This is a genomic window from Pseudomonas sp. HR1, from assembly GCF_030175875.1.
In the GTDB taxonomy this organism is placed as follows: Bacteria; Pseudomonadota; Gammaproteobacteria; order Pseudomonadales; family Pseudomonadaceae; genus Chryseomonas; species Chryseomonas oryzihabitans.
In genome coordinates this window covers 727049-752732 of the sequence record NZ_JASNRF010000002.1, presented here as the reverse complement: position 1 = coordinate 752732, position 25684 = coordinate 727049, and the positions used below count along the sequence as shown (strand labels likewise).

Sequence of the window (25684 nt, the reverse complement as noted above, 5' to 3'; positions counted from 1 at the left end):
CGACTGGAGATCCCCAATGCTCGACGATCCTTTGGCCCTGACCCGAGCGCTGCTGGGGTTTCCCACGCTCAATCCGCCGGGCGATGAAGAAGCCTGTGCGCAGTTCCTGGTCACGACGCTCCGCGAGGCGGGCTTCCACTGCGAGTTGCAGCATTTCGGCGAACGACGTTGCAACCTGGTGGCCTGGCTACCGGGGCGCGGGGCCGGCAAGCCGCTGGGCTTTACCGGGCACCTGGACGTGGTGCCCCTGGGCAATGGCACCTGGCGCCACGGGCCCTTTGCCGGCGAAGTGGCCGAAGGGCGCCTCTATGGCCGCGGCGCCAGCGACATGAAGGCGGGCATCGCCGCCTTCATCGTCGCCTGCCAGCGCAATCGCGAGGTCATCGCCCAGGGGCCTGGCGTCCGGCTGCTGCTCACCGGCGGTGAGGAAACCGGCTGCGACGGCGCCCGGGCGCTGTGCCGGGACGCGCCGCACCTGCTTGGCGAGCTGGGCGCGCTGCTGGTGGGCGAACCCACCGCCAATCGGCCGGTGCTGGGGCACAAGGGCGCCTTCTGGCTCCGCTGCACCGCCCATGGCCGCACGGCCCACGGCGCCATGCCCGAGGAGGGGGAAAACGCCATCTACCGCCTGGCCGAGGCCATTGGCCAGGCGCGCACCTTCGCCGTCGGCCCGCCGCATCCGCTCATGCGCCAACCCACGCTCAACGTGGGGACCGTCAGCGGTGGGCTGAACATCAACTCGGTGCCGGATCGTGCAGCCTTCACCCTCGATCTGCGGACCGCACCGAACCTGGCGCATGCCGACATCCAGCGGCGTCTGGCCGAGCATCTGGGCAGCGATCTGGAGCTGGAGGTCCTGGTGGATCTGCCCGGGGTCTGTGCCGACAGGAGCGACGCCTGGGTGCGGCAGGTCTTCGACCGTTGCGCCACCCTGCACGGCGGGGCGCTGCCCGCCAGCGTGGTGCCTTATTTCACCGATGCCGCCGTGCTGCTGCCCGCGCTGAACGATCCGCCCACCCTGATCCTGGGGCCGGGCGAACCGAGCATGGCGCACAAGGTGGACGAATACTGCGAGCTGCAACGCCTGGAGGAGGGCACCGAGCTCTACGGGCAGTTGCTCCGGGACTGGATGCTCGCCGGACGCTAGCGCCGCGCCAGGGGTACCACCATGGGGGTGCCGGCCACGGGGTCGTCGATGATCAGGCAGTCCAGGTCGTAGACCGCCTTGATCAGCGCGGGGGTGATGACGTCGCGCGGGCGGCCGGTGGCCAGCACCTTGCCGTCGCGCATGGCCACCAGGTGGGTGGCGTAGCGACAGGCGTGGTTGAGGTCGTGCAGCACCATCACCAGGGTGTGGCCCTGCTGGCGATTGAGGTCTTCCAGCAATTCCAGCAGGTCGATCTGGTGGGTGATGTCGAGCCAGGTGGTGGGCTCGTCGAGCAGCAGCAGCGGGGTTTCCTGGGCCAGGGCCATGGCGATCCAGACCCGCTGGCGCTGGCCACCGGAAAGGGTGTCCACCGCCCGATCGGCCAGTTCGAAGACACCGGTGGCCTGCATGGCGTGGGTCACCGCGCGCTCGTCGTCGGCGCGCACGCCGCCGAACAGCGTCTGGTGCGGATAGCGTCCGCGGGCCACCAGGTCGCGCACCGAGATGTCGCCCGGGGCCTGGGAGCTCTGTGGCAGCAGGCCCAGGCGGCGGGCCACCTCCTTGGTGCGATAGCTCTGGATCGCTTGGCCGTCCAGCCAGACCTGACCCTGGCTGGGCGCCAGCAGCCGGCTTAGGGTGCGCAGCAGGGTCGACTTGCCGCAGCCGTTGGGGCCGATGATGACCGTCAGCTCGCCATCGGGGATGGTCAGCGACAGGTCTTCGGCGATCAGCTTGCGGCCGTAGCCCAGGGTCAGGCGCTCGGCGTGCAGGCGCGAAGCGGGGGCGTCGTTCATGAGCGGCGGGACTCCCAGATGAGCAGGCCGATCAGGTAGAGCCCACCCAGGCTCACCGTGACCAGGCCGACCGGCAGGACATAGGGCAGGAACAGGCGCTGGGCGATGAGATCCGCGCCCAGCAACAGGACCGCGCCGGTGAGGGCGGCGGCGGGCAGCGCCAGGCGCTGGGTGCCGGTCAGGCGGCGGGCGATCTGCGGAGCGGCCAGGGCGATGAAGGAGATCGGTCCGGCTACCGCGGTGCCGGCGGCGGTGAGCACCACGCCCAGGCCCAGCAGCGACAGCCGCGTGCGCTCCACCGGCACGCCCAGGGCGCAGGCGGTGTCATCGCCCATCTCCAGCAGGAACAGCCGGCGACTCAGCGCCAGGCTGGCTACACCTGCCAGCAGGATGAAGACCACCGCCGGCCAGGCCTTGGCCCAGGTGATACCGTTGAGCGAGCCGGCGCTCCACAGGCCGGCGCTGAAGGCGGCTTCCAGGGAGGCATGGACGATCAGCCAGGTGTTGAGCGCCATCAACAGGGCGCGCACGCCGATGCCGACGATGATGAGTCTGAGGGTATCCACGCCGCTGCCGCGCCAGGTCAGGGCATAGACCAGCGCCGCGCTGAGCAGGCCGCCGATCAGGGCGGCGGTGGTGCTCCAGAGGATGCTGGCCTGGAACAGCACCAAGGCGACCAGCACGCCGCTGTAGGCACCGGTGTTGAAACCCATGATGTCCGGGCTGCCGAGGGGATTGCGCAGCAGTGACTGGAACAGCGCCCCGCTCAGGCCCAGGGCGGCGCCGATCAGCAGGGCCAGGGCCACCCGCGGCAGGCGCCACTGGGTGACCACCAGTTCGATGCCGCGCGGCGCCTCGCCGAGCAGGGCGGCCAGCACCTGGGCGGGACTCAGGGACAGGCTGCCGCTGCCCAGGGCGAACAGGGCGAGCAACAGGGCGCCGCCGAGCAGGGTGAGCAGCACGCCGGGCAGGCGCAGGCGACCGGGACGGTTCATGCCCGGCCTCCCTGGCGCTGACAGCGCGCCAGCCAGATCAGCAGCGGCGCGCCGAGGAAGGCGGTCACCACCGAGACGCGCAACTCGTTGGTCACCAGCAGGCGGCCGACGATATCGGCCGTCAGCAGCAAGCTGGGGGTGAACAGCAGGACGAAGGGCAGCAGCCAGCGATGGTCTTCGCCGATGGCCCAGCGACCCAGGTGCGGCACCATCAGGCCGACGAAGGCGATGGGGCCGACCGCCGCGGCAGCGGCCCCGCAGAGCAGGGTGATGGCCAGCAGGCCGAGCAACTGGGTCTGGCGGACCCGGGTGCCGAGGGCCACGGCCAGATCGCTACCCAGGCTCAGGGCGTTCAAGGCTGGCGCCAGCAGTAGGGCGATGAACACCCCGCCCAGCACCGGCAGGCTGGCGCTGCGCAAGAGATCGAGCTGACGGACGTCCAGGGAGCCGAATTGCCAGAATCTCAGCTGATCGTAGACCTGGGGATCGAGCAGGGCGATGCCCGAGCTGACGCCTTCGAGCATGGCGCCCAGGGCCACCCCGACCAGCACCAGGCGCATGGGGTTGAAGCCGCCGCCACCGGCGATGCCGGCCAGCAGCACCACCAGGCTGGCCAGCAGGGCGCCGCCGAAGGCGAAGCCCAGGTACTGCTCGGGACCGCTGGCGCCGAACAGGGCAATGCCCAGCACCACGGCGAAACTGGCTCCGGCATTGACGCCGAGGATGCCCGGGTCGGCGAGGGGATTGCGCGTCAGCGCCTGCATCAGGGTGCCGGCCACGCCCAGCGCCGCTCCGGCGAGCAGCCCGGCGAGGGTGCGTGGCAGCCGCGCCTCGCGCACGATCAGGCAGGCCGGCTCGCTGCAGCCCTGGCCCAGCGCCTGCCAGACATCGGCCAGCGGGATGGCGGTGGCGCCGAGCGCCAGGCTGGCAGCCATCACCAGGAGCAGCAGGACAGCGGCGCAGCCGAGGATGAGGAGGCGGCGCGGGGTCATCCGCGGCGACCGACGGGGAGGGGAGTGGATGAGAACAAGGCGTATTAACACATGATAGTCTGTATTACATGCTAACAGCCTTGCCCCGGCGGCTCGATAGCGTCCCCTGTGTTTTTCCGGTGATTCATGTCCAAGACGTCCTTCCTGCTCGACTTCGGCCTGCTCAGGTCCCATGCCGCCTTTCGCACCCTGTTCATCGCCCGCCTGGTCTCCGTGCTGTCCCTCGGCCTCCTGGCCGTGGCCATCCCCATCCAGGTCCAGGCGCTGACCGACTCGCCGCTCAAGGTGGGCCTGGCGCTGAGCATGGCCGGTATCGGCATGTTCGTCGGCCTGCTCACCGGTGGGGTGCTGGCCGACCGCCTGGAGCGGCGCCAACTGATCCTGGCCGCGCGTTCCATCTGCGGCCTGGGCTTCATCGGCCTGGCGGTCAACGCCAGCCTGCCCGAGCCGTCGCTGACCGCCATCTACCTGCTGGCGCTGTGGGACGGCTTCTTTGGCGCCCTGGGCGTGACCGCGCTGCTGGCGGTCACGCCGATCCTGGTCGGGCGCGAATCCATGGTGCAGGCCGGCGCCCTGAACATGCTCAGCGTGCGGGTGGCGGCCATCGTCGCCCCGCCGCTGGGCACCCTGCTGATCGCCCAGAGTGGCGTGGCCTGGAACTACGGCCTGACCGCCGGCGGTACCCTCATCACCCTGCTGGTGCTCTTGCGCCTGCCGCCGTTGCCTCCGCCGGAACAGCCACGCGAGACGCCCTGGCAGGCCCTGGGCGGCGGCATCGCCTTCCTGTTCGAGAATCGCCTGCTGGGCGCAGTCGCCCTGGTCGGCGCCCTGGTCACCATGGCCAACGCGGTGCGGGTGCTCTATCCGTCGCTGGGGGAGGACTGGGGGCTGGATACCGGACACCTGGGCTGGCTCTATGCCGCCGCGCCCCTGGGCGCGGCCATCGGCGCCCTCACCAGTGGTCGACTGAACCAGGCGCCACGCCCGGGGCGTACCCTGCTGATGACCGCGGTGGCGACCTTTCTCGCGGTGGCGGTGTTCGCGCTGCTGCCCGGCTTCTGGCTGTCGGCGCTGTGCCTGGTGCTGTTCGGCTACCTGGGTGCGCTCAATTCCCTGGTGCAGTACGCGCTGATCCAGCGCCTGACGCCGGATCGCCTGCTGGGGCGGATCAATGCGTTGTGGACGGCGCAGAACATCGGCGGCGAGGCCATCGGCGCAGCGCTGTTCGGCGGTCTGGCCAGCCTGCTGCTGCCGGCGCAGGCAGCTTGCGTCTTCGGTCTGGTCGCCACCGCGGTGGCAGCCCTTTGCTGGGCGCTGGCCCGAGGCCTGCGCCGGGCGGAAAGCCTGGGCGCCTAGCGTGTAAAACCGCCACGGCGTTTCTAACGGGTGCATACGGCGATCAGCAGTGGACAAGACCGATCGCGGCCATGGGCCGCTCCTACAGGCTAGCCGGCACCTGTAGGAGCGGCCCATGGCCGCGATCACCAAAACACCGATGTCTTGTAGGAGCGGCCGCATCGGCGAACCGCCATGGCCGCTATCAGACTCCTCGCCTAGAAAACCTCACAGTAACTGTTCTGCTCAGGGCTTGGCGTAGCGCTGCTCCAGGCGATCCAGCAGCAGGTTGGCGCTGTAGGGGTCGAGACGGAAGGTCTCGGCGCCCAGGGCTTCCACGCGGTTGTCCTTGACCGCCGGCAGGTGCGCCAGGAGCGGATTGCTGCGTACCGCCTCGGCTTCCTTGGCGTCCGCGGCGAACAGCAAAAAGGTCTGGCCCGTGAGACCGGTGGCGACGTTCTCACCGGCGAGCTGCAGGATGTCGTGGCGCTGCCCCTGGCTATGGCCGGTCTCCAGCCCCGCCGGCAGTTTCGCCAGGGTGAAGCCCAGGCTTTCCAGCAACTGGCCCTGGGAGGAGGCGGCGGTCCAGAGATTGGCCTGGCGCGTCGCCGGGTTGTAGACGAAGGCGGATACCGGTTGCGGCGGCAGCTGCAGGCGCGCCTTGAGATCGGCGACGCGCCGGTCGAAGTCGCCGACCACCTTGCGGGCGGCGTCCTCGCGGCCGGTGGCCCGGCCGAGCAGTTCCACCACCTGTTGCCAGCTGCGATTGTCGTAACCCACCACCAGCACCGGGGCGATGGCCTTGAGTTGCTCGACCAGCCGCAGCGCCGAGTCGTTGCCGGCGGCGCTGACCAGGATCAGGTCCGGCGCCTCGGCGGCCACGGCTTCGGCATTGGCCTCGCCGATATACAGCCGCTTCACGTCGCGCTGCCTGGCGACCGCGCCCCACTGGCGCAGGAAGCCCTGGTCATCGGCGAATCTGTTGTTGGGCGAGGTGGCGCCGCTGGCCACCACCGGCGCGCCGATGGCGAGCAGGGAACCGGTAAGGGTGACGCTGGTGGAGACGATGCGTTGCGGCTTGGCGGGCAGGGTCACCTGGCTGCCGTCGGCGTTGATCTGCCGCGGCCAGTCCGCCGCCTGAGCGGGGCCGCCCAGGATCAGGGTGGCGACCGCCAGAGTGGTGAGAATGCGAAACACTGACAACAAGCTGAACATGGACGCCTTCCAGTTGTAAGATAATCACTCTCATTTTCAAAGAACCACCCCCTGGGCAGCAAGTCGTTCCTTTCCCGTAGCCGACAGGGCCAGGGCAGGAGCCGTGGATCCGGTACCCGCCGGCGCTCTGCCCAGTGGAGATTCACCAGAGATTTCAAAGGGTTGCTGGCCATTCGGCGAGATCGTTCGGTCCCTAACGAATTGACTTTCCGGCAGGCAACCTTTAGCTTCTGCTTATTGATAAGCATTATCATTCGTGTAGAGGTCCATCGAAATGACGAGCAAGAGGGCTGAGGTGGTCGGCGGAATCGCTGCCGATCGTCGGGAACAGGCCGCATTCCTGTTCCAGTCGGGTGATCGCGTCCTGCAGGGGCGGGGCATCTGTGCCCGGGTCGAGACACCGGCCAGTGGCGGCGCGCACCGGGACAGCCTGTTCCTGCACGCCGTGGATGAAGCCTTCGCCCGTGCCCGCCAGGCCGGCATCGCCGAGCCGGTGATCATGGGCGCCATTCCCTTCGATACCACCAGGCCCTCCTGCCTCTATGTGCCTCGGGAGCATGCCTGGACTGCGCGCCCGGCGCCGGTCAGCAGCGCAGGGGTTGCCCCGGCGCAGGTGCGCGAGGTGCGCAACCTGCCCAGCGCGGACGGCTTCTGCCTGGCGGTGGAGGAGGCCATCGAGGCCTTCCGCCGTGGCGAGCTGAGCAAGGCGGTGCTGTCGCGCATCCAGGAGATCCGCCTGGCCGAGCCTGCCGACGTGGAGACCATCCTCGCCAATCTGACGCGGCAGAATCCTACCGGCTATCAATTCCGCATCCCCACCGCCGAGGGCGGCGAGCTGGTCGGGGTCAGCCCCGAGTTGCTGGTGCGCAAACAGGGTGCCCAGGTCCATACCAATCCCCTGGCCGGTTCGGCCAGGCGCCGCGCCGATCCGCAGGAAGACCAGCGCGTCGCCCGCGAGTTGCTGGAGTCCAGCAAGGACCACTACGAACATCGTCTGGTGATCGAGGACATCCGTGAGCAGCTGGCGCCGCTGTGCAGCCGGCTGGACGTACCCGAAGGCCCCTCGCTGCTCAGCACCAACGCCATGTGGCACCTGTCCACCGCCATCGACGGCGAGCTGGCCGACAGCCGCACCTCGGCGCTGCAACTCGCCTGCCGCCTGCATCCGACCCCGGCGGTGTGCGGCTTTCCCACGGCCGCGGCGCGCCAGCTGATCCAGCGCATCGAGCCCTTCGACCGCGGCCTGTTCACCGGCATGGTCGGCTGGTGCGATGCCCAGGGCAACGGCGAGTGGGTGGTCACCATCCGCTGCGGCACGGTGCAGGGCGACTGGCTGCGGCTGTTCGCCGGCGCCGGCATCGTCGAAGCCTCCGACCCTGCGGCGGAGTGGGCCGAGGTCACCGCCAAACTGGGCACCATGCGTGCCGCCTGTGGTTTGCTCGACGAGGAGAACCCCACGTGAGTCTGGAATTCACCCCCTGGCCGGACGACCTGGCGGCGCGCTATCGCGCCCTGGGTTACTGGCTCGACCTGCCGATGACCGAGATCCTGGCGCGCAGCCGCGCGGCCCTGCCGGACGCGCCGGCGATCCTCTGCGGCGAGCGGCAGCTGAGCTATGCCGAGCTGGACGAGCGCTCCAGTCGCCTGGCCGCCCACCTGCAGGCCGCCGGGCTGCGCCGCCACGACACGGCCCTGGTGCAGCTGCCCAACGTGGCCGAGTTCTACGTGGTGTTCTTTGCCCTGCTCAAGGCCGGCATCGCCCCGGTCAATGCGCTGTTCAGCCACCAGAAGCTGGAGTTGCTCGCCTATGCGCAGCAGATCCAGCCCCGGTTGCTGATCGCCTCCAGCGAGCACAACCTGTTCCGCGACGACAACTTCCTCGCCGAGTTGCGCGACGTGGCGCCGGGCCTCGGCGAGGTACTGCTGGACGGCGCCGACGACGCGCGCAGCCTCCAGCAGCGCCTGGATACCCCGCTGGACGGTTTTCAGCTGACGCCCACCGCCGGTGGCGAGGTGGCCTTCTTCCAGCTATCCGGGGGCAGCACTGGCACGCCCAAGCTGATCCCGCGCACCCACAACGACTACTACTACAGCCTCAGACGCAGCGTCGAGATCTGCCGCCTGAGCCCGGCGACGCGCTTTCTCTGCGCGCTGCCGGCGGGCCATAACTACACCCTCAGCTCGCCCGGCGCGCTGGGCGTCTTCATCGCCGGTGGCTGCGTGGTCATGGCCCGCGATCCCGAGCCGCTGCGCTGCTTCGCGCTGATCGAACGCCATCAGGTGGACTGGGTGGCCCTGGTACCCCCGGCGGTGGCGCTCTGGCTGCAGGCCGCGGCCGCACCCGAGCAGCGCGCGCGACTCGCCAGCCTGCGGGTGGTGCAGGTGGGCGGTGCCAGCTTCGCCGAGGCCCAGGCGCGCCGCGTGCCCGAGGAGCTGGGCTGCCAGTTGCAGCAGGTGTTCGGCATGGCCGAAGGCCTGGTCAACTACACCCGCCTCGACGACGAACCCGAGCGCATCTTCACCACCCAGGGCCGGCCCATGAGCCCGGATGACGAGGTGCGCATCACCGACGAGGACGGCAATCCCGTGCCCGACGGCGAGCCCGGCCTGCTGTCCACCCGTGGCCCCTACACCTTCCGCGGCTACTACCGCAGCCCCGAGCACAACGCCCAGGTGTTCGACGCCGAGGGCTTCTACTTCTCCGGCGACGTGGTCCAGCGCGATGCCGCCGGCTACCTCAAGGTGGTCGGGCGGGTGAAGGACCAGATCAACCGCGGCGGTGAAAAGATCGCCGCCGCCGAGATCGAGGGCCTGCTGCTGCGCCATCCCGGCATCACCCACGCGGCCCTGGTCGCCATCGCCGACGACTTGATGGGCGAGAAGAGCTGCGCCTGCCTGGTGGTGAGCGATCCGGCACTCAAGCCGGTGGCGCTGCGCCGCTACCTGCGCGAGCAGGGCGTGGCCGAGTACAAGCTGCCCGACCGTTTCCAGTTCCTTGACCAGCTGCCGCTCACCGCCGTCGGCAAGATCGACAAGCGCCGCCTGCGCGAGCAGCTGCAGACCCCATCCACCGAGCGTCCCTAAGGTTTCCCATGGCTATTCCCCGTCTTGCCTCCTATCCCTTGCCCCAGCCCGACGGCTTTCCCGCCAACAAGGTGGACTGGACGCCCGTGGCCGATCGCGCCGTGCTGCTGATCCACGACATGCAGCGCTATTTCGTCGAATTCTATGGCGACGACAGCCCGCTGATCGATCAGGTGGTGGCCAACATCGCCGCCCTGCGCGCCTGGGCCGATGCCCAGGGCGTGCCGGTGGTCTATACCGCCCAGCCCACCGACCAGCCGCCGGCCGATCGCGCCCTGCTCAACGACATGTGGGGCCCGGGCCTGACCCAGGCCGATCCCGCGCTGCAGCAGGTGGTGGACGCGCTGGCGCCCAAGGCTGACGACGTGGTGCTGACCAAGTGGCGCTACAGCGCCTTCCACCGTTCCAATCTGCAGGACCTGATGACCGAATGGCGGCGCGATCAGCTGATCGTCTGCGGCGTCTATGCCCATATCGGCTGCCTGACCACCTGCACCGATGCCTTCATGAGGGATATCCAGGCCTTCCTGATCGGCGACGCCGTGGCCGACTTCAGCGAGGAAGAGCACCGCATGGCGCTGCGCTACGTGGCGACCCGCTGCGGCAGCACCCTGAGTACCGCCCAGGTCACCGGCGCGGGTGCGGCCGTGCTCGATGAAGCCTGGCTGCGCGCCCAGGTCCAGCCGCTGCTGGACGCCGATGATGAAGCACCGGCGCTGGACGATAACCTCACCGATTTCGGCCTGGACTCGGTGCAGGTCATGACCCTGGTGGGCGAGTGGCAGAAGCGCGGTCTGCCGGTGACCTTCGCCGATCTCGCCGCCCAGCCGACCCTGCAGGGCTGGCTGGACCTGCTGCGCGCGCGCGCCTGAGGAATCTGCTGATGACGCAACTGGATTTCACCGGCAAGCGCGTCTGGGTGACCGGCGCAGGGCAGGGCATCGGGCTGCAGGTAGCGCGGCGCTTCCAGGCGGCGGGCGCCGAGGTGATCGGCCTCGACCGGCAATTCGCCGAGGGCAGCTATCCGTTCCGCACCCAGCTACTGGACGTCGCCGACGCGGCCCAGGTGGAGGACGTCTGCCAGGCGCTGCTGGCGGAAGAGCGCCGCCTGGACGTGCTGGTCAATGGCGCCGGCGTGCTGCGCCTGGGCACCAGCGACAGCCTGAGCCTGGACGACTGGCAGGCGCTGCTGGACGTCAACGTCTCCGGACCCTTCTATCTGTTCCGCCAGCTGGTGCCGCTGTTCAAGGCCCAGGGCCGGGGCGCCATCGTCAACATCGCCTCCAACGCCGCCCACGTGCCGCGCCTGCAGATGGCCGGCTACTGCACCTCCAAGGCGGCGCTGGTGTCCCTGAGCCACTGCGTGGCCCTGGAACTGGCCGGGTCGGGCGTGCGCTGCAACGTGGTCTCGCCGGGCTCCACGGCGACCCCCATGCTGGCCGGCATGCTCGGTTCGCCGGAGGGCTATCAACGCCTGGTGGACGGCCTGCCGGAAGACTTCAAGCTGGGCATCCCGCTGCGCAAGATCGCCCAGCCCGACGAGATCGCCAACACCGTGCTGTTCCTCGCCTCGGACCTGGCCAGCCATATCACCATGCAGGACATCGTGGTGGACGGCGGCGCGACCCTGGCGGCGTGAGAGGTTTTCGTCGGTTGGGTTGAGCGCCAGCGAAGCCCAACACGGCGGGTTCGACTCCGCCTGTTGGGCTTCGACGATGCGGCTGTCTCAACCCAACCTACGGCTTGCCTCGCGACCGATCCCGAGCTTGCCGGGGCAGAAGAAGCTGAACGCCTGCTCGGATAGCCCCCTCTCCCCTCGGGAGAGGGTTGGGGTGAGGGCGGCCCTGGCTTCGACGCCCAGTGGAAAAGGCTGCGCCGTTTTCCACGCTACGGACTCAAAGATACGGCGGTGAACCGGGGCTCGACCGCTGGCGGCGGGAGAGTAGCCAGGTTGGTCTGAGCGATAGCGAAGCCCAGGGTATTGTCATGAAACGCATCGCGGCCATGGGCCGCTCCTACAGTCTGTGCTCAACCTGTAGGAGCGGCCGCATCGGCGGACCGCCATGGCCGCGATTGGTATTGCTGAAGAGCTTCGCTAACGAAGCCCTCCACTCAACCCGCCACCAGCACCCGGATCGCTTCCAGGCGCAGCGAGGCCTTGTCCAGGTAGGTCAGGCCTTCTTCGCGTTGCTGGCGCAGGCGGTCGATCTCGTCCTGGCGGACGCTGGAATTGACCGCGCGCAGGGCTTCCAGGCGGGCGATCTCTTCGTCCATGCCCGACAGGTAGGCCTGGCGGGCCTTGGCCACGCGTTCCTCGTGACGGGGCAGAGCTTTGCCTTCGCCACCGCCGATCAGCTTGGCCAGGGAGTCGCGCTGGGCCTGGACGAACTTGTTGGCACTGGTGCGCGGCACGCTTTCCAGCTGATCGTTGAGGGTCTCGAAGGCCACCCGGGCAGCCAGGTCGTTGCCGTTGGCGTCCAGCAGGCAGCGGATCGCCAGCGGCGGCAGGTAGCGGCCCAGTTGCAGGGCGCGCGGCGCCACCGCCTCGCTGATGTAGATCAGCTCCAGCAGGACAGTGCCCGGCTTGAGCGCCTTGTTCTTGATCAGCGCCACGGCGGTGTTGCCCATGGAGCCCGACAGCACCAGGTCCATGCCGCCCTGGGCCATGGGATGCTCCCAGGTCAGGAATTGCATGTCTTCGCGGACCAGGGCCACGTTGCGGTCGTAGGTGATGGTCACGCCTTCGTCGTCGCCCAGGGGGAAGCCGGCGTCGAGCATCTTCTCGCTGGGCTTGAGAATCAGGGCGTTGTCGGAATGATCTTCGCTGTCGATGCCGAAGGCGTTGAACAGCTCTTCCATGTACATCGGCAGGGCGAATTGGTCGTCCTGCTCGAGGATGTCCTCGACCAGTTGCTCGCCGGCACCGGCGCCGGAGGAGTTGAGTTCCAGCAGGCGGTCACGGCCATTGTGCAGCTCGGCTTCCAGGGCAGCGCGCGCCTGGGCGCCCTGTTCCAGCAAGGCCTGCCAGGTGGCGTCGTCGCCACCGGCCAGCTGCTCGTCGAGCTCGCTGGCGAAGCGCGCCTGCAGGGCGCTGCCGGTCGGCGAGGTGGCCAGGAAGGCGTTCAGCGCCTGGTGGTACCACTGGAACTGACGCTCCTGGCGGCTGCCTTCGAGGTAGGGCACGTGCAGCTGGATGGTGTGGCGCTGGCCGATCCGGTCGAGACGGCCGATGCGCTGCTCCAGCAGGTCCGGGTGGGCCGGCAGGTCGAACAGCACCAGGTGGTGGGCGAACTGGAAGTTGCGGCCTTCACTGCCGATCTCGGAGCAGATCAGCACCTGGGCGCCGAATTCCTCGTCGGCGAAGTAGGCGGCGGCGCGGTCGCGCTCGAGGATGCTCATGCCCTCGTGGAACACCGTGGCCGGGATGCCGGACTTCAGGCGCAGGGCGTCTTCCAGGTCCAGGGCGGTTTCCATGCGCGCGCAGATGACCAGCACCTTGTGCGGCTTGAGCGCCTTGAGGGTGTCGATCAGCCACTCGACGCGGCCGTCGTGGCGCCACCAGCGGTCGTTGTCGTCTTCCGGGGCGAATTCGGTTTCCGGCTGCAGCGACTGGCCGGGCATGACGCCCTCGTCCAGGTAGGCATCCGGGAAGGGCAGGGCGTGGGCGTGCAGCTCGCGCTCGGGGAAACCCTTGACCGCGGCGCGGGTGTTGCGGAACAGCACGCGGCCGGTGCCGTGGCGATCCAGCAGCTCGCGCACCAGGCGCGCGCGGGCCTCGGCATCGCCGGCGGCGGCAGCGTTCAGCAGGGTCTCGCCTTCCTGGCCGAGGAAACCGCCGATGGCGTCCTGGGCGGCCGGGCTGAGGGCGCCGGCGTCGAGCAGTTCCTGCACGGCTTCGGCCACCGGGCGATAGTGCTGGGACTCCTGCTGGAAGGCGGCGAAGTCGTGGAAGCGGCTGGGATCGAGCAGGCGCAGGCGGGCGAAGTGGCTGTCCTGGCCCAGTTGCTCGGGCGTCGCGGTCAGCAGCAGCACGCCCGGGATGACCTCGCCCAGTTGCTCGACCAGGCTGTATTCGCGGCTGGCGCCCTCGGGGTGCCAGACCAGGTGGTGGGCTTCATCGACCACCAACAGGTCCCAGCCGGCGGCGAAGGCGGCATCCTGGGCCTTTTCGTCACGCACCAGCCAGTCCAGGGAGACCAGGGCGAGCTGGGCGTCCTCGAAGGGGTTGCCCTCTTCGCTGGCCATGAAGCGCTCGGCGTCGAACAGCGCCACTTCCAGGTTGAAGCGGCGGCGCATCTCCACCAGCCACTGGTGCTGGAGATTTTCCGGGACCAGGATCAGCACGCGGCTGGCGCGACCGCTGAGCAGCTGGCGATGGATCACCAGGCCGGCCTCGATGGTCTTGCCCAGGCCCACTTCGTCGGCCAGCAGGACGCGCGGCGCGACCCGGTCGGCCACGCTGCGGGCGATGTGCAGCTGGTGCGGGATCGGCTGGGCGCGGGTACCGCCAAGGCCCCAGAGGCTGGACTGCAGGAGGCGGTTGCGGTGCTCGTGGGTGTGATAGCGCAGACCGAACCAGGGCAGGGGATCGATCTGCCCGGCGAACAGGCGGTCGCTGGCCAGGCGGAACTGGATGAAGTTCGACAGCTGGGCCTCGGGCACGCTGCGTGCCTCGCGCTCGGCGGTGAAGCCGTGGTACGTCAGCAGGCCGTCCTCTTCGGAGACCTCGCGCACGGTGAGCTTCCAGCCCTCGAAATGGGTCACCTCGTCGCCCGGGGCGAAGCGCACCCGGGTCAGCGGGGCGTTGCGCTGGGCATACTGGCGCGTCTCACCGGTGGCTGGATAGAGCACCGTGAGCAGGCGGCCGTCCAGGGCCAGGATGGTTCCCAGGCCCAGTTCGGCCTCACTGTCACTGATCCAGCGTTGTCCCGGTTGATGCGACGCCATGTGGAAGCTTCTCCCCAGCTATCAAAAAGCCGGCTATTTTAGCGAAAGCGGAGTCAGAAGCCTAACGCGCTCTTTGCCGCAGTCCGCGAATTCGAGGTCCCCGTCATGATCCCCATCGTTCCGCCCCTGGGCGTGACCCCACCCAACCAGCTGGATCCGGCGCCCGTGCGCCCCGTGGTCGCGCCGGTGACGGCACCTGCCGAAACGGCGCACGCCCCGCTGGAGGACGAAGCGACCCTGGATCGCGAGGCGCGCCGCCGCCGCCGGCAGCGCGAAGCCCTGCGCCAGGGCCTCGGCGCCGAACGTGCCCAGGCCCTGGAAGAGCCGGAGCAGGTGGGCGCCCAGGTGGATCTGCGGGTCTAGCCATGCTCGAGCGCCTGGAGCTGGACGACGCCGAGCTGGCCTTCCACCCGCACTGGCTATCCCCGGAACGAGCCGATGCCTGGCTGCAGCAGCTGGACGCCGAAATCCCCTGGAGCCAGCCGCAGGTGCGGGTGTTCGGCCGCTGGCACCCGGTGCCGCGACAGGTCGCCTGGTATGCCGACCCCGGGGTGGTCTACGGCTACGCCGGCCTGGATCACGCCGCCTTGCCCTGGACGCCGCTGTTGCAACTCATCCGTGAAGCCGTCGAGGCGGCCTGCGGCCAGGCCTTCAATGGCGTGCTGCTCAACCGTTACCGCGACGGCCAGGATTCCATGGGCTGGCACAGCGACGACGAGGCCAGTCTCGGCACCAATCCGCTGATCGCCTCGCTCAACCTGGGCGCCGCCCGGCGCTTCGACTTCCGCCGCAAGGGCACCAGCCGCATCGGCCATTCCCTGGAACTGGGTCACGGCAGCCTGCTGGTCATGGCCGGCGCGACCCAGCATCATTGGCAGCACCAGATCGCCAAGACCCGCAAAGCCAGCGAGTTGCGGCTGAATCTCACCTTTCGCCGGATAGCGACATGAGCGACGACAGCAATCTCATCGACTTCACCACCGAGCGCGGCAAGCGCATCCACGACCTCAAGGAGCGCCGGCTGCAGGAGGTGCGCTCGGCCTTCGAGCAGGCGCTGCCGCTGACCGCCGCCAAGAAGAAAAAGCGCAAGCCGAAGAAGAAATAGCGGGCACTACCGTTCGTCGGGATTCGCCCTTGAAATTTTGTGGGGGATTCCTATCTAGGTTCATGCGGGATGCCGAAGTCGGGTCCCGCAGGCAACACCGAAACTTGCTGAACCTATCAGGAGATTCACCATGAGCAACGTACTGTCCCTGGCCCCGCTGTTCCGTCATTCCGTCGGCTTCGACCGGTTCAACGACCTGTTCGAATCCGCTCTGCGCAACGACGCTGGCAGCTCCTATCCGCCCTACAACGTCGAGAAGCACGGTGACGACCAGTATCGCATCGTGATCGCCGCCGCCGGCCTCCAGGAAGATGACCTGGAGATCGAAGTCGAGCGTGGCGTGCTCACCGTCAAGGGTGGCCGGCGCGAAAACAGCGCCGAGAGCGTGACCTTCCTGCATCAGGGCATCGCCCAGCGCGCCTTCAAGCTGTCCTTCCGCCTCGCCGACCATATCGAGGTGAAGGGTGCCGATCTCAAGCACGGCCTGCTGAGCATCGAACTGGTGCGCGTGATCCCGGAAGAAGCCAAGCCCAAGCGCATCGCCATCGCCGGCCAGCGCCCGGCTCTGGACAACTGATCGTCCAGGCGTCCTGCCTAAAAGCCCCAGCCCCGTGCTGGGGCTTTTTCGTTTGCGGCCCCGGCGCTAGCGGCCCTGGCCGAAGAGCTCCAGCAGCACCCCGCGCAACCAGCGGTTGCCGGCGTCCTGGTGATAGCGCGCGTGCCAGTGCTGCCTGACCGCGAAGCCTTCGATCGGTACCGGGCATTCGTGGACCCTGAGGCCATAGGTCTCCGCCAGGGTGGTGCCGATATGCCGCGGCAGGGTGACGATGAGGTCCGAGGTGCCGACCACCGCGCCGACGCCCAGAAAGCCCGGTAGCTCCAGCACGATGCGGCGCTGCATCCCGGCGCGTACCAGACCCGCTTCCAGCAGCTTCTGCCCGGTGCCGGCACTGACCAGCACGTGGCCCTCCTCGGCATAGGCCGTGGCCGTCAGCTGCTCGCCGAGGCGCGGATGGCGGGCGCTGACCAGGCAGACCCAGTCCTGGGGAAACAGCAGTTGCTGATAGAGGCTGCCGCCCAGCCAGGGAATGAAGCCGATCGCCAGGTCCGCCTCGCCGATCTCCAGAGCCTGCTCGGTATTGCCGTCGATCCGCGCGATCTCCAGCCGAACCCCGGGCGCCATCTCGCGCAACTGCGCCAGGATCCGCGGCAGCAGGGTGATGTGGCTGGCATCGCTCAGGCAGAGGCGAAACAGCCGCTGGGCGGTGGCGGGCTCGAAGGCGACTTCCCAGGCCACCAGCCGGCGCAGGGATTCGAGCACCTCGCGACAGGGGGTGATCAGGGCCTCGGCCTGGGGCGTGGGCTTCATGCCGCCAGGCGTGCGCACGAACAGCGGATCGCGCAGCTGCTGGCGCAACTTGCCCAGCCAGAGGCTGATGGTGGGCTGGCTCTGACCCAGCTGTTCGGCGGCCCGGGTCACGCTGCCGGTGCGATAGAGCACCTCGAACAGCATCAGCAGCTTGGGTTCGGGCAGGCCGTCCGTCGGCAGCATTATCAGCATTCCTGATGGGCAAATTGGACTCTTTGTATAGCTCAATAGCAGACGCGGGCCTAGGGTAGGGCGAAAACAAGGAGCCCGATCCATGAAAATCTGCATCCTCGGGGCCGGCGCCCTGGGCAGCACCTTTGGCGCCTGGCTGAGCGAGGCGGGGCACGAGGCCTGGCTGCTCAATCGGCCCAATGCCCATATCGCGGCGGTCGCCCGTGACGGCCTGGACATCGAGACCGCCGAGGGCCGTCGCCGGGTCCAGGTACGGGCGGCGATGAGCGCCGAGACGGTCGGGGTGGTCGACCTGGTGGTGGTGCTGGTCAAGTCCTTCGCCACGGCCGAGGCCATGCGCCAGGCGCTGGCGCTGGTCGGTCCCGAGACCCTGGTGCTGTCGCTGCAGAACGGCCTCGGCCACGAAGAGCTGCTGGCCGAGATCGTCGGCCCGGAGCGGGTGATCGCCGGCAAGACCTATGTCGGCGGGGTGCTGCTCGGCCCGGGGCGGATCCGCAGCGGGGTGGCCGGCAAGCAGACCCTCATCGGCGAACTCGACGGCCAGCTCACCCCGCGGGTGCAAGCGGTCGCCGAGGCCTTTGCCGGCGCGGGCCTCGCCACCACGGTCAGCGCCAACATCCGCGGCACCCTGTGGGACAAGCTGCAGGTCAACGTCGCCACCGGGGCCCTCACCGGCATCACCCAGCTCACCTACGGCCAGCTCTATAGCGAGCCGCTCTTGCGCGACACCGCCTTGCAGGCGGTCGCCGAGGCCATCGCGGTGGCCCGCGCCGCCGGGGTCGAGCTGGGGCTGCAGGAACCGGATGCCGCCTGGCAACTGGCCCGCGAAGGGCTGGCGCCGTCGTTCAAGACCTCCATGCTGCAGAGCCTGCAGAGGGGCTCCATCACCGAAATCGACTTCATCAACGGCGCGGTGGTGCGGCTCGGCCAGCAGTACCGCGTACCGACCCCGGTCAACGCCACGCTGGTCGCCTGCATCAAGGGCATCGAGCGCGCCCTGGCCGATCGACAACAAGAGGACGCCACATCATTAGCATTCCCAAGGCCTACCTGGAACACGTGGCCATCTGGGTGAAAGACATCCACTGGCATATCCGCTTCTTCCACGAGGTGTTCGGCATGACCCTGCGCGAGGTGCAGGGCACGGTCGAGCAGCCCACCCAGTACTGGACCCTGGGCGGTATGCAATTCATGAGCAAGCCGGATTTCGCCGGCCCCGAGGGGCGCCTGGGCCACCTGGGGCTGATGTGCGAGGACCTCGACGCCGCCCTGGCCGCCGCCCGGCGTTTCGAGGGTGTGGAGCAACTGCCCCAGGGCTACAACTGGCTGCGCCTGCCCGATGGCCTGGCGCTGGAATTCATCCAGGCCGTGCCGGCCCGCGCCGTGCACGACGCCCTGGCCGTCAACGCCCGTCAAACCGAGTGACAGCGACCATGACCGTACAAGAAAAATATTTCGAGGACGCCCGCGAAGGCGACGAGGCGATCACCCCGAGCTACCTGGTCACCAAGGAACGCATCCTGGCCTATGCCGACCTGACCGGTGACCACACCCCGGTCCACGTCGATGAGGCCTATGCCAATGCCAGCCACTTCGGCGGCCTGGTCGCCCATGGCCTGATGGGGCTGTCCATCGCCGACGGTCTCAAGACCCAGTGCGACTATCGCTTCCTGCCGGGGATGTCGCTGGGCTGGACCTGGGACTTCCTCCTGCCGATCCGCGTCGGCGACGAATTGCACGTGAAAATGCGCGTCGGGTCCATGAGACCCAGCAAGAGCAAGCCGGGCTGGGGCATCGTGGTGCTGCCGTCCGAGCTGATCAACCAGAAGGGCGAGGTGGTCCAGCGCGGCGAGCACCGCCTGATGGTGCCGCGGCGGGAGGGCGCCCTATGAGTCAGCCACTGCCGCTGCAAGGCCTGAGGGTCATCGACTACAGCCACTTCCTCGCTGGTCCCTATGTGGGGCGCTGCCTGGCGGCGCTGGGCGCCGAGGTCATCAAGGTGGAACGTCCCGGCAGCGGCGATGCCGGGCGCCAGCACGCCTTCGTCCTCGACGACCAGCAGAGCGGCTACTTCCTGCAACTCAACATGGGCAAGCAGGGCGTCAGCGTCAACATGAAGGACCCGCGCGGCAAGGCCTTCATGCAGCAGCTCTGCGACAGTGCCGACGTCTTCATCGAGAACTACCGGCCCGGCGCCCTGGACAGGCTCGGCCTGGGTTATCAGGAGTTGTCCGCGCGCAATCCGCGACTGGTGTACTGCTCGATTTCCGCCTACGGCCACACCGGGCCCGACGCCCATCGCGCCGGCTTCGGCCTGATCGCCGAGGCCAAGAGCGGCATCATGCAGATGGTCGGCACGCCGGGCGAGGCTCCACCATTGCTGCGCATCTCCCTGGGCGACATGTACACCGGCGCCCACGCGGTGGCCGCCATCAACGCGGCGCTGCTCGGCCGGGTCACCAGCGGCCGCGGCCAGCACATCGACATGGCGCTGTATGACACCCTGGTGTCCATGCACGAGTACGCGGTGCAGTGCTACACCCTGTCCGGCGGCGAGATCCTGCCGCAGCAGACCGGTCACGACATGCCCACCTCGACCCTCTATGGCGTATTCCGCGCCCAGGACGGCGACCTGGTCATCGCCGCCCAGGTGGACGACTCCTGGAAGCGCTTCGCCGCCCTGGTCGAACAGGACGCTGGCCAGCCGGGTTTCGGCAGTGACCTGCGCTTCCACACCTCCACCGGCCGCAACGCCCATCGCGAAGTTATCCTGCCCATCGTCAAGGCCTGGGTGGCGGCCAATCCGGTCGCCCGGCTGCTGGCGCTGCTCGACGAGATCGACGTGCCCTGCGCCAAGGTGCAGCGCATCGACGAGGTGATCGAGGATCCGCAGATCAAGGCCCGCGGCATGATCCAGGAGCAGCAGCACCCGCGCTTCGGCACCCTGCGCATGCCCAATCTGCCATTCCGCTTTTCCGACTGCGACACCACCATCCAGCAGGTGGCGCCGGATCTCGGTGAGCACAACGCCGCCGTGGCCCGGAGCCTGGGCTACAGCGCGGACGAGATCGCCCAGCTGCAGGCCGATGGCGTGCTCTTCACCCAAGAGATGCCGGCATGACCGACCACTACGCGGTGATCGGCCGCCCGATCAATCACACCAAGTCCCCTCTCATCCATGGGCTGTTCGCCGCAACCAGCGGCCAGGACCTGGAGTACGGTGCCATCGAAGGCTCGCTGGAGGATTTTGCCGGTGACGTGGAGCGCTTTCGCGCCCAGGGCGGGCGGGGCATGAATGTCACGGCGCCCTTCAAGCTGCAGGCCTTCCAGCTGGCCACCGAGCCCAGCGAAAGGGCGCGCCTGGCCAAGGCGGCCAATGCGCTGAAGTTCGAGGGGGAGCGGGTGCTGGCGGAGAACTTCGACGGCATCGGCCTGCTGCGCGACATCGAGGTCAACCTCGGCCAGCCGCTGGCCGGCAAGCGGGTGCTCTTGCTGGGCGCCGGGGGCGCGGCCCGCGGCGCCCTGTTGCCCTTCCTCGCGGCCGGGCCGGCGGCGCTGGTGATGGTCAATCGCGATAGGCAGAAGGCCGCAGGGCTCGCCCAGGAGATCGGGCATCCGCTGCTGAGTGTAAGCAGCTACGAGGCCCTGCAAGGGGAGAGATTCGACCTGGTGATCAACGCCACCTCGGCCAGCCTGGTCGGTGAGCTGCCACCAGTCCCGGCCGACGTCTTTGCCCAGGCGGCGCTGGCCTACGAACTGGCCTATGGCAAGGGGCTGACGCCCTTCCTGCGCCTGGCTAAGGAACAGGGCGTGGCGCAACTGGCGGACGGCGTGGGCATGCTGGTGGAGCAGGCCGCTGAAGCCTTCGCCTGGTGGCGCGGCGTGCGCCCCGAGACCCGGCCGGTCATCGACCGGCTGACCCTTCCCCTGACATGAGCGATCCCATGAAGATCCTGATGCTGCACGGTATCAACCACAACATGTTCGGCAAGCGCGATCCGGTGCAGTACGGCACCGTGACCCTGGCCGAGATCGACACCAGGCTGGCGGCCCTTGGCGCGGAACTGGGGGTGGAAATAGAGTCCTTCCAGAGCAACCACGAAGGGGCGATGGTGGAGCGCATCCACCAGGGCTACGAGGAGGGCGTCGACGGGGTGCTGATCAACGCCGGCGCCTGGACTCACTACAGCTACGGCATCCGCGACGCCCTGGCGATCCTTACCGTCCCGGTGGTGGAATTGCACATGTCCAACATCCATGCGCGGGAGAGCTTTCGCCATCACTCGGTGTTCGCCGAGATCGTGCTGGGGCAGATCGCCGGCTTCGGCGTGGACAGCTACCTGCTGGCGCTGCGCGCGGCGGTGAGCGCGGCCCAGGCGCGCAGGGCCTGAGCCGCCGCCCCCCACCCCGAGGGAAAGGGAGCGCTCCCACAGATCCCTCGTGGGGTGGAAAACCGCGCAGCGTTTTCCACGCACCAAGGTGTTGGCTGAGGCCCTGCAGGCTATCGCGGCCATGGGCCGCTCCTACACTGTAGGAGCGGCCCATGGCCGCGATAAAGCAGGGTAGGGAGGCACCGCTTCTCTCGGCATGAGAATCAAGCCGATGCTCGCCACAGCCGGAGCAGGTATCGGGCGCCAATTGCAACTGGGTGAGAAGTCCCGCGTTGGCGCGGATGGAGGCGGGGAGTCGCAACGGATTCAAGGGCACTCGTCGTCCTTTTTGCGCGATATCGCCTCACCCGTATGCGGCCCCAGTTCCCGCTTGGGACAGTCCTGCCACTGCTTGTCCCCCAGACCGGCGGTGTATTCCGGATGCAGCGGATAGTGCAGGCGGTTGTCCGCCCGGCTGGTGTCGCCCACCACCAGCAACTCCACCGGCTCGTCGGTCTCGTTGATGAAGGTGTGGGCGACGCCATCCCCCGCCTTGAAACCCACCCCGTCGCCCGGCTTGAGGCGCTGGAGGTGACCGTCGATCCAGGCGGTGGGGTGGCCCGAGATCACATAGATGAATTCGTCTTCGGTGGCCTCGGCATGGGGCCGCGAGGTGCGGCGACCGGGTGGCAGCCATTCGTGGTGGATGCCCAGGCGGGCGAAGCCGAAGTGGCGGCCGAAGGCGGCACCCAGGGAAAAGCGCTCGTCACTGTCGGCATAGCCGGGGCCGTCGGGCGCCTGGAGCTGGGACCAGTGGACGATCTTGTCGAAATCTTTCCGGGATTGCATGGGGTGCTGCGCCTCGCGGGAAAATAGCTCAAGCTTAGCCGGTTAGGCGGACGCTGCCGCCTCAGGTCCCTTTCGGTGCAGGAACGCGATGCCCAGACTGTCCAGACAACTCCTCGCACTGCTGACCCTGGCGCTGCTCGGTGGCTGTTCACCCGATACGCCGATCAACAGCCCCTACCGCGCCGGAGCCGAAGGTCAGAATACCCTCTATACCGCCTTCACCACCCGCTCGCCGAAGTACCTCGATCCGGCCAGTTCCTATTCCGGCGACGAGACCAACTTCACCTACAACATCTATGAACCCCTCTACGGCTACCACTACTTCAAGCGGCCCTACGCGCTGATCCCCCGCGGCGCCGAGCGGGTGGTCACGCCTTACTACCTGGATGCCCAAGGCCGGCGCCTGCCGGACGACGCACCGGCCGCGCAGATCGCCGAGAGCGTCTACGACATCCCCATCCGCCGCGACGCCCGTTATGCGCCCCATCCGGCCTTCGCCCGCGATGCCCAGGGCCATTACCGCTACTTCCCGATCCAGCCCGCCGACCTGGCCGATCGCTACCAGATCCCCGACTTTCCCGAGACCGGCAGCCGCGCCCTGACCGCCGCCGACTACGCCTACGGCCTGCGTCGCCTGGCCAGTCCGCGGCTGGTCTCGCCCAGCTACGCCATCTTCGCCGAGCATCTGGTCGGCATGCAGGCCTTCGGGGACGGCCTGCGCGCCGCCGACAAGTCCCTGCGCGCCGGCCTGCCCAGGGGCGCGCCGCTGCCCTGGCTGGACCTGCGCCAGGGCGAGCTGCCCGGGGTCGAGGTGCTGGACGACCACACCCTGCGGCTGCGGGTGATCGGCAAGTACCCCCAGTTCAACTACTGGCTGGCCATGACCTTCGCCGCGCCGGTGCCCTGGGAGGCGGATCGCTTCTACAGCCAGCCGGGGATGGCCGAGCACAACCTGGGCTTCAACAGCTGGCCGGTGGGCACCGGACCCTATCGCCTGGCCGAGTCCATCCCCAATCGCCGCCATGTGCTGGAGCGCAATCCCAACTACCACGCCGATCCCTATCCCTGCGAAGGGGAGCCCGAGGATCGCGAACAGGGACGGCTGGACGACTGCGGCAAGCCCATGCCGCTGATCGACCGCGCGGTGTTCAGCCTGGAAAAGGAAGGGGTGCCGCTGATGGGCAAATTCATCCAGGGCTACTACGACACCCCCCAGGTCGAGCGCGGCGAATATGGCGTGGCGCTGCGCACCAAGGCCGGTGATTCGGCCGATTCCGCCGAGCTCTACCGCGAGCGTGGCCTCAAGTTGCCCACCGCGGTGGAGGCGTCCAACTGGTACCTGGGTTTCAACTGGCTGGATCCGGTGGTGGGGCAGGGCGCAACGCCCGAGCAGCAGGTGCGCAATCGCAAGCTGCGCCAGGCACTGTCGATCGCCTTCGACTGGGAGAGCTACATCACCGTCTTTCTCAACGGCAACGGCCTGGTCGCCAATGGCCCGCTGCCGCCGGGCGTGCTGGGCTATGAAGCGCCGCCGGCCGGCAGCAACCCGGTGGTCTATCGAATGGTGGATGGCAAGCCCGAGCGGCGACCCATCGAAGAGGCCAGGCGGCTGCTGGCCGAAGCCGGGTATCCCGATGGCCGCGACGCCAGCAGCGGGCGGCCGCTGATCCTGCAATACGACGCCCAGACCAGCGGCGACAGTGCCATGTTCGACTGGATGCGCCAGCAGACCGCCAAGCTGGGCATCCAGCTGGAACTGCGCGGCTCGGACTACAACAGATTCCAGGACAAGATGCGCAAGGGCGCGGCGCAGATCTTCTTCTGGGGCTGGAACGCCGACTATCCCGATGCCGAGAACTTCCTGTTCCTCTTCTACGGTCCCCAGGGCAAGGCCAAGCACGGTGGCGAGAATGCCGGCAACTACAGCAATGCCGAATACGACCGGCTGTTCGAGCAGATGAAGAGTCTCGATGACGGACCGGAAAAGGTCGCCCTGATCCGGCGCATGGTCGCCATCGTGCAGCAGGACGCGCCCTGGCTGTTCGGCTGGAATCCCCTGTCGGCCGGGGCCTATCAGCAGTGGGTCTACAACGCCAAGCCGACCCAGATGGTGCGCGATCAGCTGCGCTATCTGCGCCTGGACCCGGCGCTGCGCGAGCGCAAGGTGCTGGAATGGAACCGGCCGGTGCTCTGGCCGCTGTGGCTGCTGCTGGGGCTGGGGCTGCTGCTGATCTGGCCGGCCTGGCGCAGCCTCCGGCGGCGGGAGCGGCAGACCGCCTTTGGCGACGGCAACGGGGAGGGGCGGCGATGATCGGCTATCTGCTGCGGCGCTTGGCCTATGGCGTGCTCATCCTGATCGGCGTGAATCTGCTGACCTTTCTGCTGTTCTTTACCGTCAACACCCCGGACGACATGGCGCGCCTGGCCATCGGCGGCAAGTACGTCACCGCCGAAGCCATCGAGGACTGGAAGGCGGAGCACGGCTACGACAAGCCGCTGCTCATTAATACCACCCGTGAAGGAATGGAGCGGCTGACCGATACGCTCTTCTTCGAACGGTCGGCCAGTCTGCTGGTGTTCGACTTCGGCACCTCCGACAGCGGCCGCGACATCGGCCGAGAGATCGCCGAGCGCGCCGGCCCGAGTCTGGCGTTGGCGCTGCCGACCTTCGTGCTCGGCCTGGCGGCCAGCGTCGGCTTCGCCCTGCTGCTGGTATTCTTTCGCGCCACCCGGCTGGACTTCTGGGGCGTGGTGCTCTGCGTGGTGCTGCTGTCGATCTCCTCACTTTTCTACATCATCGCCGGCCAGTGGCTGTTCGCGAAGACGCTGCGCCTGGTGCCCTTCTCGGGCTATGAAGAGGGCTGGAACCTGTTGCGCTTCCTGGCCCTGCCGGTGCTGGTGGCGGTGATAGCCGGCCTCGGCAGCCAGGCGCGCTTCTACCGCGCGCTGTTTCTCGAAGAAATCGGCAAGGACTATGTGCGCACCGCCCGCGCCAAGGGGCTGGCCGAGCGCCAGGTGCTCCTGCGCCATGTGCTGCGCAATGCGGCGCTGCCTATCCTCACCGGGGTGGTCTCGGCCATTCCCTTGCTGATCATGGGCAGCCTGATCGCCGAATCCTTCTTTGGCATTCCCGGCCTGGGCAGCTACACCATCGACGCCATCAACGGCCAGGACTTCGCCGTGGTCCGCACCATGGTGTTCCTGGGGTCGGTGCTCTACATCGTCGGCCTGATCCTGGCGGACCTGTCCTACACCCTCGCCGATCCGCGCGTTCGCTTCAGGTAGCCGCC

At 68.3% G+C, this 25684-nt stretch carries 25 protein-coding genes; 18 read left to right on the top strand and 7 right to left on the bottom strand.

The window, feature by feature from the left end; translation table 11 throughout:
• Positions 1 to 16: 16 nt before the first annotated feature.
• Complete coding sequence (locus QKY98_RS10760) at positions 17 to 1147, top strand: M20 family metallopeptidase (protein WP_284670845.1); 1131 nt, start codon at positions 17 to 19, stop codon at positions 1145 to 1147.
• Here the strand turns inward: QKY98_RS10760 and QKY98_RS10755 are convergent.
• From QKY98_RS10755 to fepD, 3 genes are read right to left on the bottom strand one after another with little or no spacing between them, the layout of a single operon-like run.
• Positions 1144 to 1941, bottom strand: coding sequence for an ATP-binding cassette domain-containing protein (locus QKY98_RS10755; RefSeq protein ID WP_027599916.1), 798 nt, complete (start codon positions 1939 to 1941; stop codon positions 1144 to 1146). The two genes, QKY98_RS10760 and QKY98_RS10755, sit on opposite strands and share 4 nt — an antisense overlap.
• Positions 1938 to 2936 (bottom strand): iron-enterobactin ABC transporter permease, encoded by a 999-nt coding sequence (gene fepG, locus QKY98_RS10750; RefSeq protein ID WP_284670844.1) that lies wholly within the window; start codon positions 2934 to 2936, stop codon positions 1938 to 1940. The genes QKY98_RS10755 and fepG overlap by 4 nt, the downstream gene beginning before the upstream one ends.
• Positions 2933 to 3928, bottom strand: coding sequence for a Fe(3+)-siderophore ABC transporter permease (gene fepD, locus QKY98_RS10745; protein WP_284670843.1), 996 nt, complete (start codon positions 3926 to 3928; stop codon positions 2933 to 2935). The genes fepG and fepD overlap by 4 nt, the downstream gene beginning before the upstream one ends.
• 126 nt (positions 3929 to 4054) lie before the next feature.
• On the opposite strand from fepD, the gene entS reads away from it, so the two are divergent.
• On the top strand, positions 4055 to 5284 hold the full coding sequence (gene entS, locus QKY98_RS10740; RefSeq protein ID WP_284670842.1) for an enterobactin transporter EntS: 1230 nt from the start codon (positions 4055 to 4057) through the stop codon (positions 5282 to 5284).
• A gap of 225 nt (positions 5285 to 5509) precedes the next feature.
• Here the strand turns inward: entS and fepB are convergent, their stop codons facing one another.
• Complete coding sequence (fepB, locus tag QKY98_RS10735) at positions 5510 to 6478, bottom strand: Fe2+-enterobactin ABC transporter substrate-binding protein (RefSeq protein ID WP_284670841.1); 969 nt, start codon at positions 6476 to 6478, stop codon at positions 5510 to 5512.
• 274 nt (positions 6479 to 6752) lie between these two features.
• Between fepB and QKY98_RS10730 the strand changes: the two genes are divergently transcribed.
• The 4 genes from QKY98_RS10730 to dhbA are packed head-to-tail and all read left to right on the top strand — an operon-like array spanning position 6753 to position 11201.
• Entirely contained in the window at positions 6753 to 7940 is a 1188-nt protein-coding gene (locus QKY98_RS10730) for an isochorismate synthase (RefSeq protein ID WP_284670840.1), read from the top strand.
• Positions 7937 to 9562 (top strand): (2,3-dihydroxybenzoyl)adenylate synthase, encoded by a 1626-nt coding sequence (locus tag QKY98_RS10725; protein WP_044340784.1) that lies wholly within the window; start codon positions 7937 to 7939, stop codon positions 9560 to 9562. The genes QKY98_RS10730 and QKY98_RS10725 overlap by 4 nt, the downstream gene beginning before the upstream one ends.
• 8 nt (positions 9563 to 9570) lie before the next feature.
• Positions 9571 to 10434, top strand: coding sequence for an isochorismatase (locus QKY98_RS10720; RefSeq protein ID WP_007160298.1), 864 nt, complete (start codon positions 9571 to 9573; stop codon positions 10432 to 10434).
• 11 nt (positions 10435 to 10445) lie between these two features.
• A complete protein-coding gene (gene dhbA, locus QKY98_RS10715; protein ID WP_058791613.1) occupies positions 10446 to 11201 on the top strand; it encodes a 2,3-dihydro-2,3-dihydroxybenzoate dehydrogenase in 756 nt (251 codons plus the stop codon).
• Positions 11202 to 11674: 473 nt separating this feature from the next.
• Here the strand turns inward: dhbA and rapA are convergent, their stop codons facing one another.
• Positions 11675 to 14509, bottom strand: a complete 2835-nt coding sequence (gene rapA, locus QKY98_RS10710) for an RNA polymerase-associated protein RapA (RefSeq protein WP_044340782.1) — start codon at positions 14507 to 14509, stop codon at positions 11675 to 11677.
• Between the two features lie 105 nt (positions 14510 to 14614).
• Here rapA and QKY98_RS10705 point away from each other — a divergent pair, with 105 nt between their 5' ends.
• The 4 genes from QKY98_RS10705 (at position 14615) to QKY98_RS10690 (ending at position 16191) form a co-directional block, all read left to right on the top strand.
• A complete protein-coding gene (locus QKY98_RS10705) occupies positions 14615 to 14872 on the top strand; it encodes a hypothetical protein (RefSeq protein ID WP_007160295.1) in 258 nt (85 codons plus the stop codon).
• Positions 14873 to 14874: 2 nt separating this feature from the next.
• Complete coding sequence (locus QKY98_RS10700; protein WP_077172456.1) at positions 14875 to 15459, top strand: alpha-ketoglutarate-dependent dioxygenase AlkB family protein; 585 nt, start codon at positions 14875 to 14877, stop codon at positions 15457 to 15459.
• The gene (locus QKY98_RS10695) at positions 15456 to 15614 is read left to right on the top strand and encodes a hypothetical protein (RefSeq protein ID WP_007160293.1); all 159 of its coding nucleotides are present in this window, start codon (positions 15456 to 15458) and stop codon (positions 15612 to 15614) included. The genes QKY98_RS10700 and QKY98_RS10695 overlap by 4 nt, the downstream gene beginning before the upstream one ends.
• A gap of 130 nt (positions 15615 to 15744) precedes the next feature.
• The gene (locus QKY98_RS10690; RefSeq protein WP_007160292.1) at positions 15745 to 16191 is read left to right on the top strand and encodes an Hsp20 family protein; all 447 of its coding nucleotides are present in this window, start codon (positions 15745 to 15747) and stop codon (positions 16189 to 16191) included.
• 66 nt (positions 16192 to 16257) lie between these two features.
• Here QKY98_RS10690 and QKY98_RS10685 read toward each other — a convergent pair whose 3' ends face one another.
• Positions 16258 to 17166 (bottom strand): LysR family transcriptional regulator, encoded by a 909-nt coding sequence (locus QKY98_RS10685; RefSeq protein ID WP_077172457.1) that lies wholly within the window; start codon positions 17164 to 17166, stop codon positions 16258 to 16260.
• 91 nt (positions 17167 to 17257) lie between these two features.
• Here QKY98_RS10685 and QKY98_RS10680 point away from each other — a divergent pair, with 91 nt between their 5' ends.
• The 6 genes from QKY98_RS10680 to aroQ are packed head-to-tail and all read left to right on the top strand — an operon-like array spanning position 17258 to position 21566.
• Entirely contained in the window at positions 17258 to 18250 is a 993-nt protein-coding gene (locus QKY98_RS10680) for a ketopantoate reductase family protein (protein WP_284670839.1), read from the top strand.
• Positions 18205 to 18600 (top strand): VOC family protein, encoded by a 396-nt coding sequence (locus QKY98_RS10675; RefSeq protein WP_044340777.1) that lies wholly within the window; start codon positions 18205 to 18207, stop codon positions 18598 to 18600. The genes QKY98_RS10680 and QKY98_RS10675 overlap by 46 nt, the downstream gene beginning before the upstream one ends.
• 8 nt (positions 18601 to 18608) lie before the next feature.
• The gene (locus QKY98_RS10670; protein WP_027601849.1) at positions 18609 to 19067 is read left to right on the top strand and encodes a MaoC family dehydratase; all 459 of its coding nucleotides are present in this window, start codon (positions 18609 to 18611) and stop codon (positions 19065 to 19067) included.
• A complete protein-coding gene (locus QKY98_RS10665; protein ID WP_115946619.1) occupies positions 19064 to 20296 on the top strand; it encodes a CaiB/BaiF CoA transferase family protein in 1233 nt (410 codons plus the stop codon). The genes QKY98_RS10670 and QKY98_RS10665 overlap by 4 nt, the downstream gene beginning before the upstream one ends.
• Positions 20293 to 21111, top strand: coding sequence for a shikimate dehydrogenase (gene aroE / locus QKY98_RS10660; RefSeq protein ID WP_284670838.1), 819 nt, complete (start codon positions 20293 to 20295; stop codon positions 21109 to 21111). The genes QKY98_RS10665 and aroE overlap by 4 nt, the downstream gene beginning before the upstream one ends.
• 8 nt (positions 21112 to 21119) lie before the next feature.
• Entirely contained in the window at positions 21120 to 21566 is a 447-nt protein-coding gene (aroQ, locus tag QKY98_RS10655) for a type II 3-dehydroquinate dehydratase (RefSeq protein ID WP_074584253.1), read from the top strand.
• 306 nt (positions 21567 to 21872) lie between these two features.
• Here aroQ and QKY98_RS10650 read toward each other — a convergent pair whose 3' ends face one another.
• Positions 21873 to 22394 (bottom strand): cupin domain-containing protein, encoded by a 522-nt coding sequence (locus QKY98_RS10650; protein ID WP_027601852.1) that lies wholly within the window; start codon positions 22392 to 22394, stop codon positions 21873 to 21875.
• Between the two features lie 88 nt (positions 22395 to 22482).
• On the opposite strand from QKY98_RS10650, the gene QKY98_RS10645 reads away from it, so the two are divergent.
• Both QKY98_RS10645 and QKY98_RS10640 read left to right on the top strand, forming a co-directional pair.
• Positions 22483 to 24705, top strand: a complete 2223-nt coding sequence (locus QKY98_RS10645; protein WP_284670837.1) for an ABC transporter substrate-binding protein — start codon at positions 22483 to 22485, stop codon at positions 24703 to 24705.
• Positions 24702 to 25679, top strand: coding sequence for an ABC transporter permease (locus QKY98_RS10640; RefSeq protein WP_284670836.1), 978 nt, complete (start codon positions 24702 to 24704; stop codon positions 25677 to 25679). Before QKY98_RS10645 ends, QKY98_RS10640 begins: the two co-directional genes overlap by 4 nt.
• Positions 25680 to 25684 lie beyond the last annotated feature (5 nt).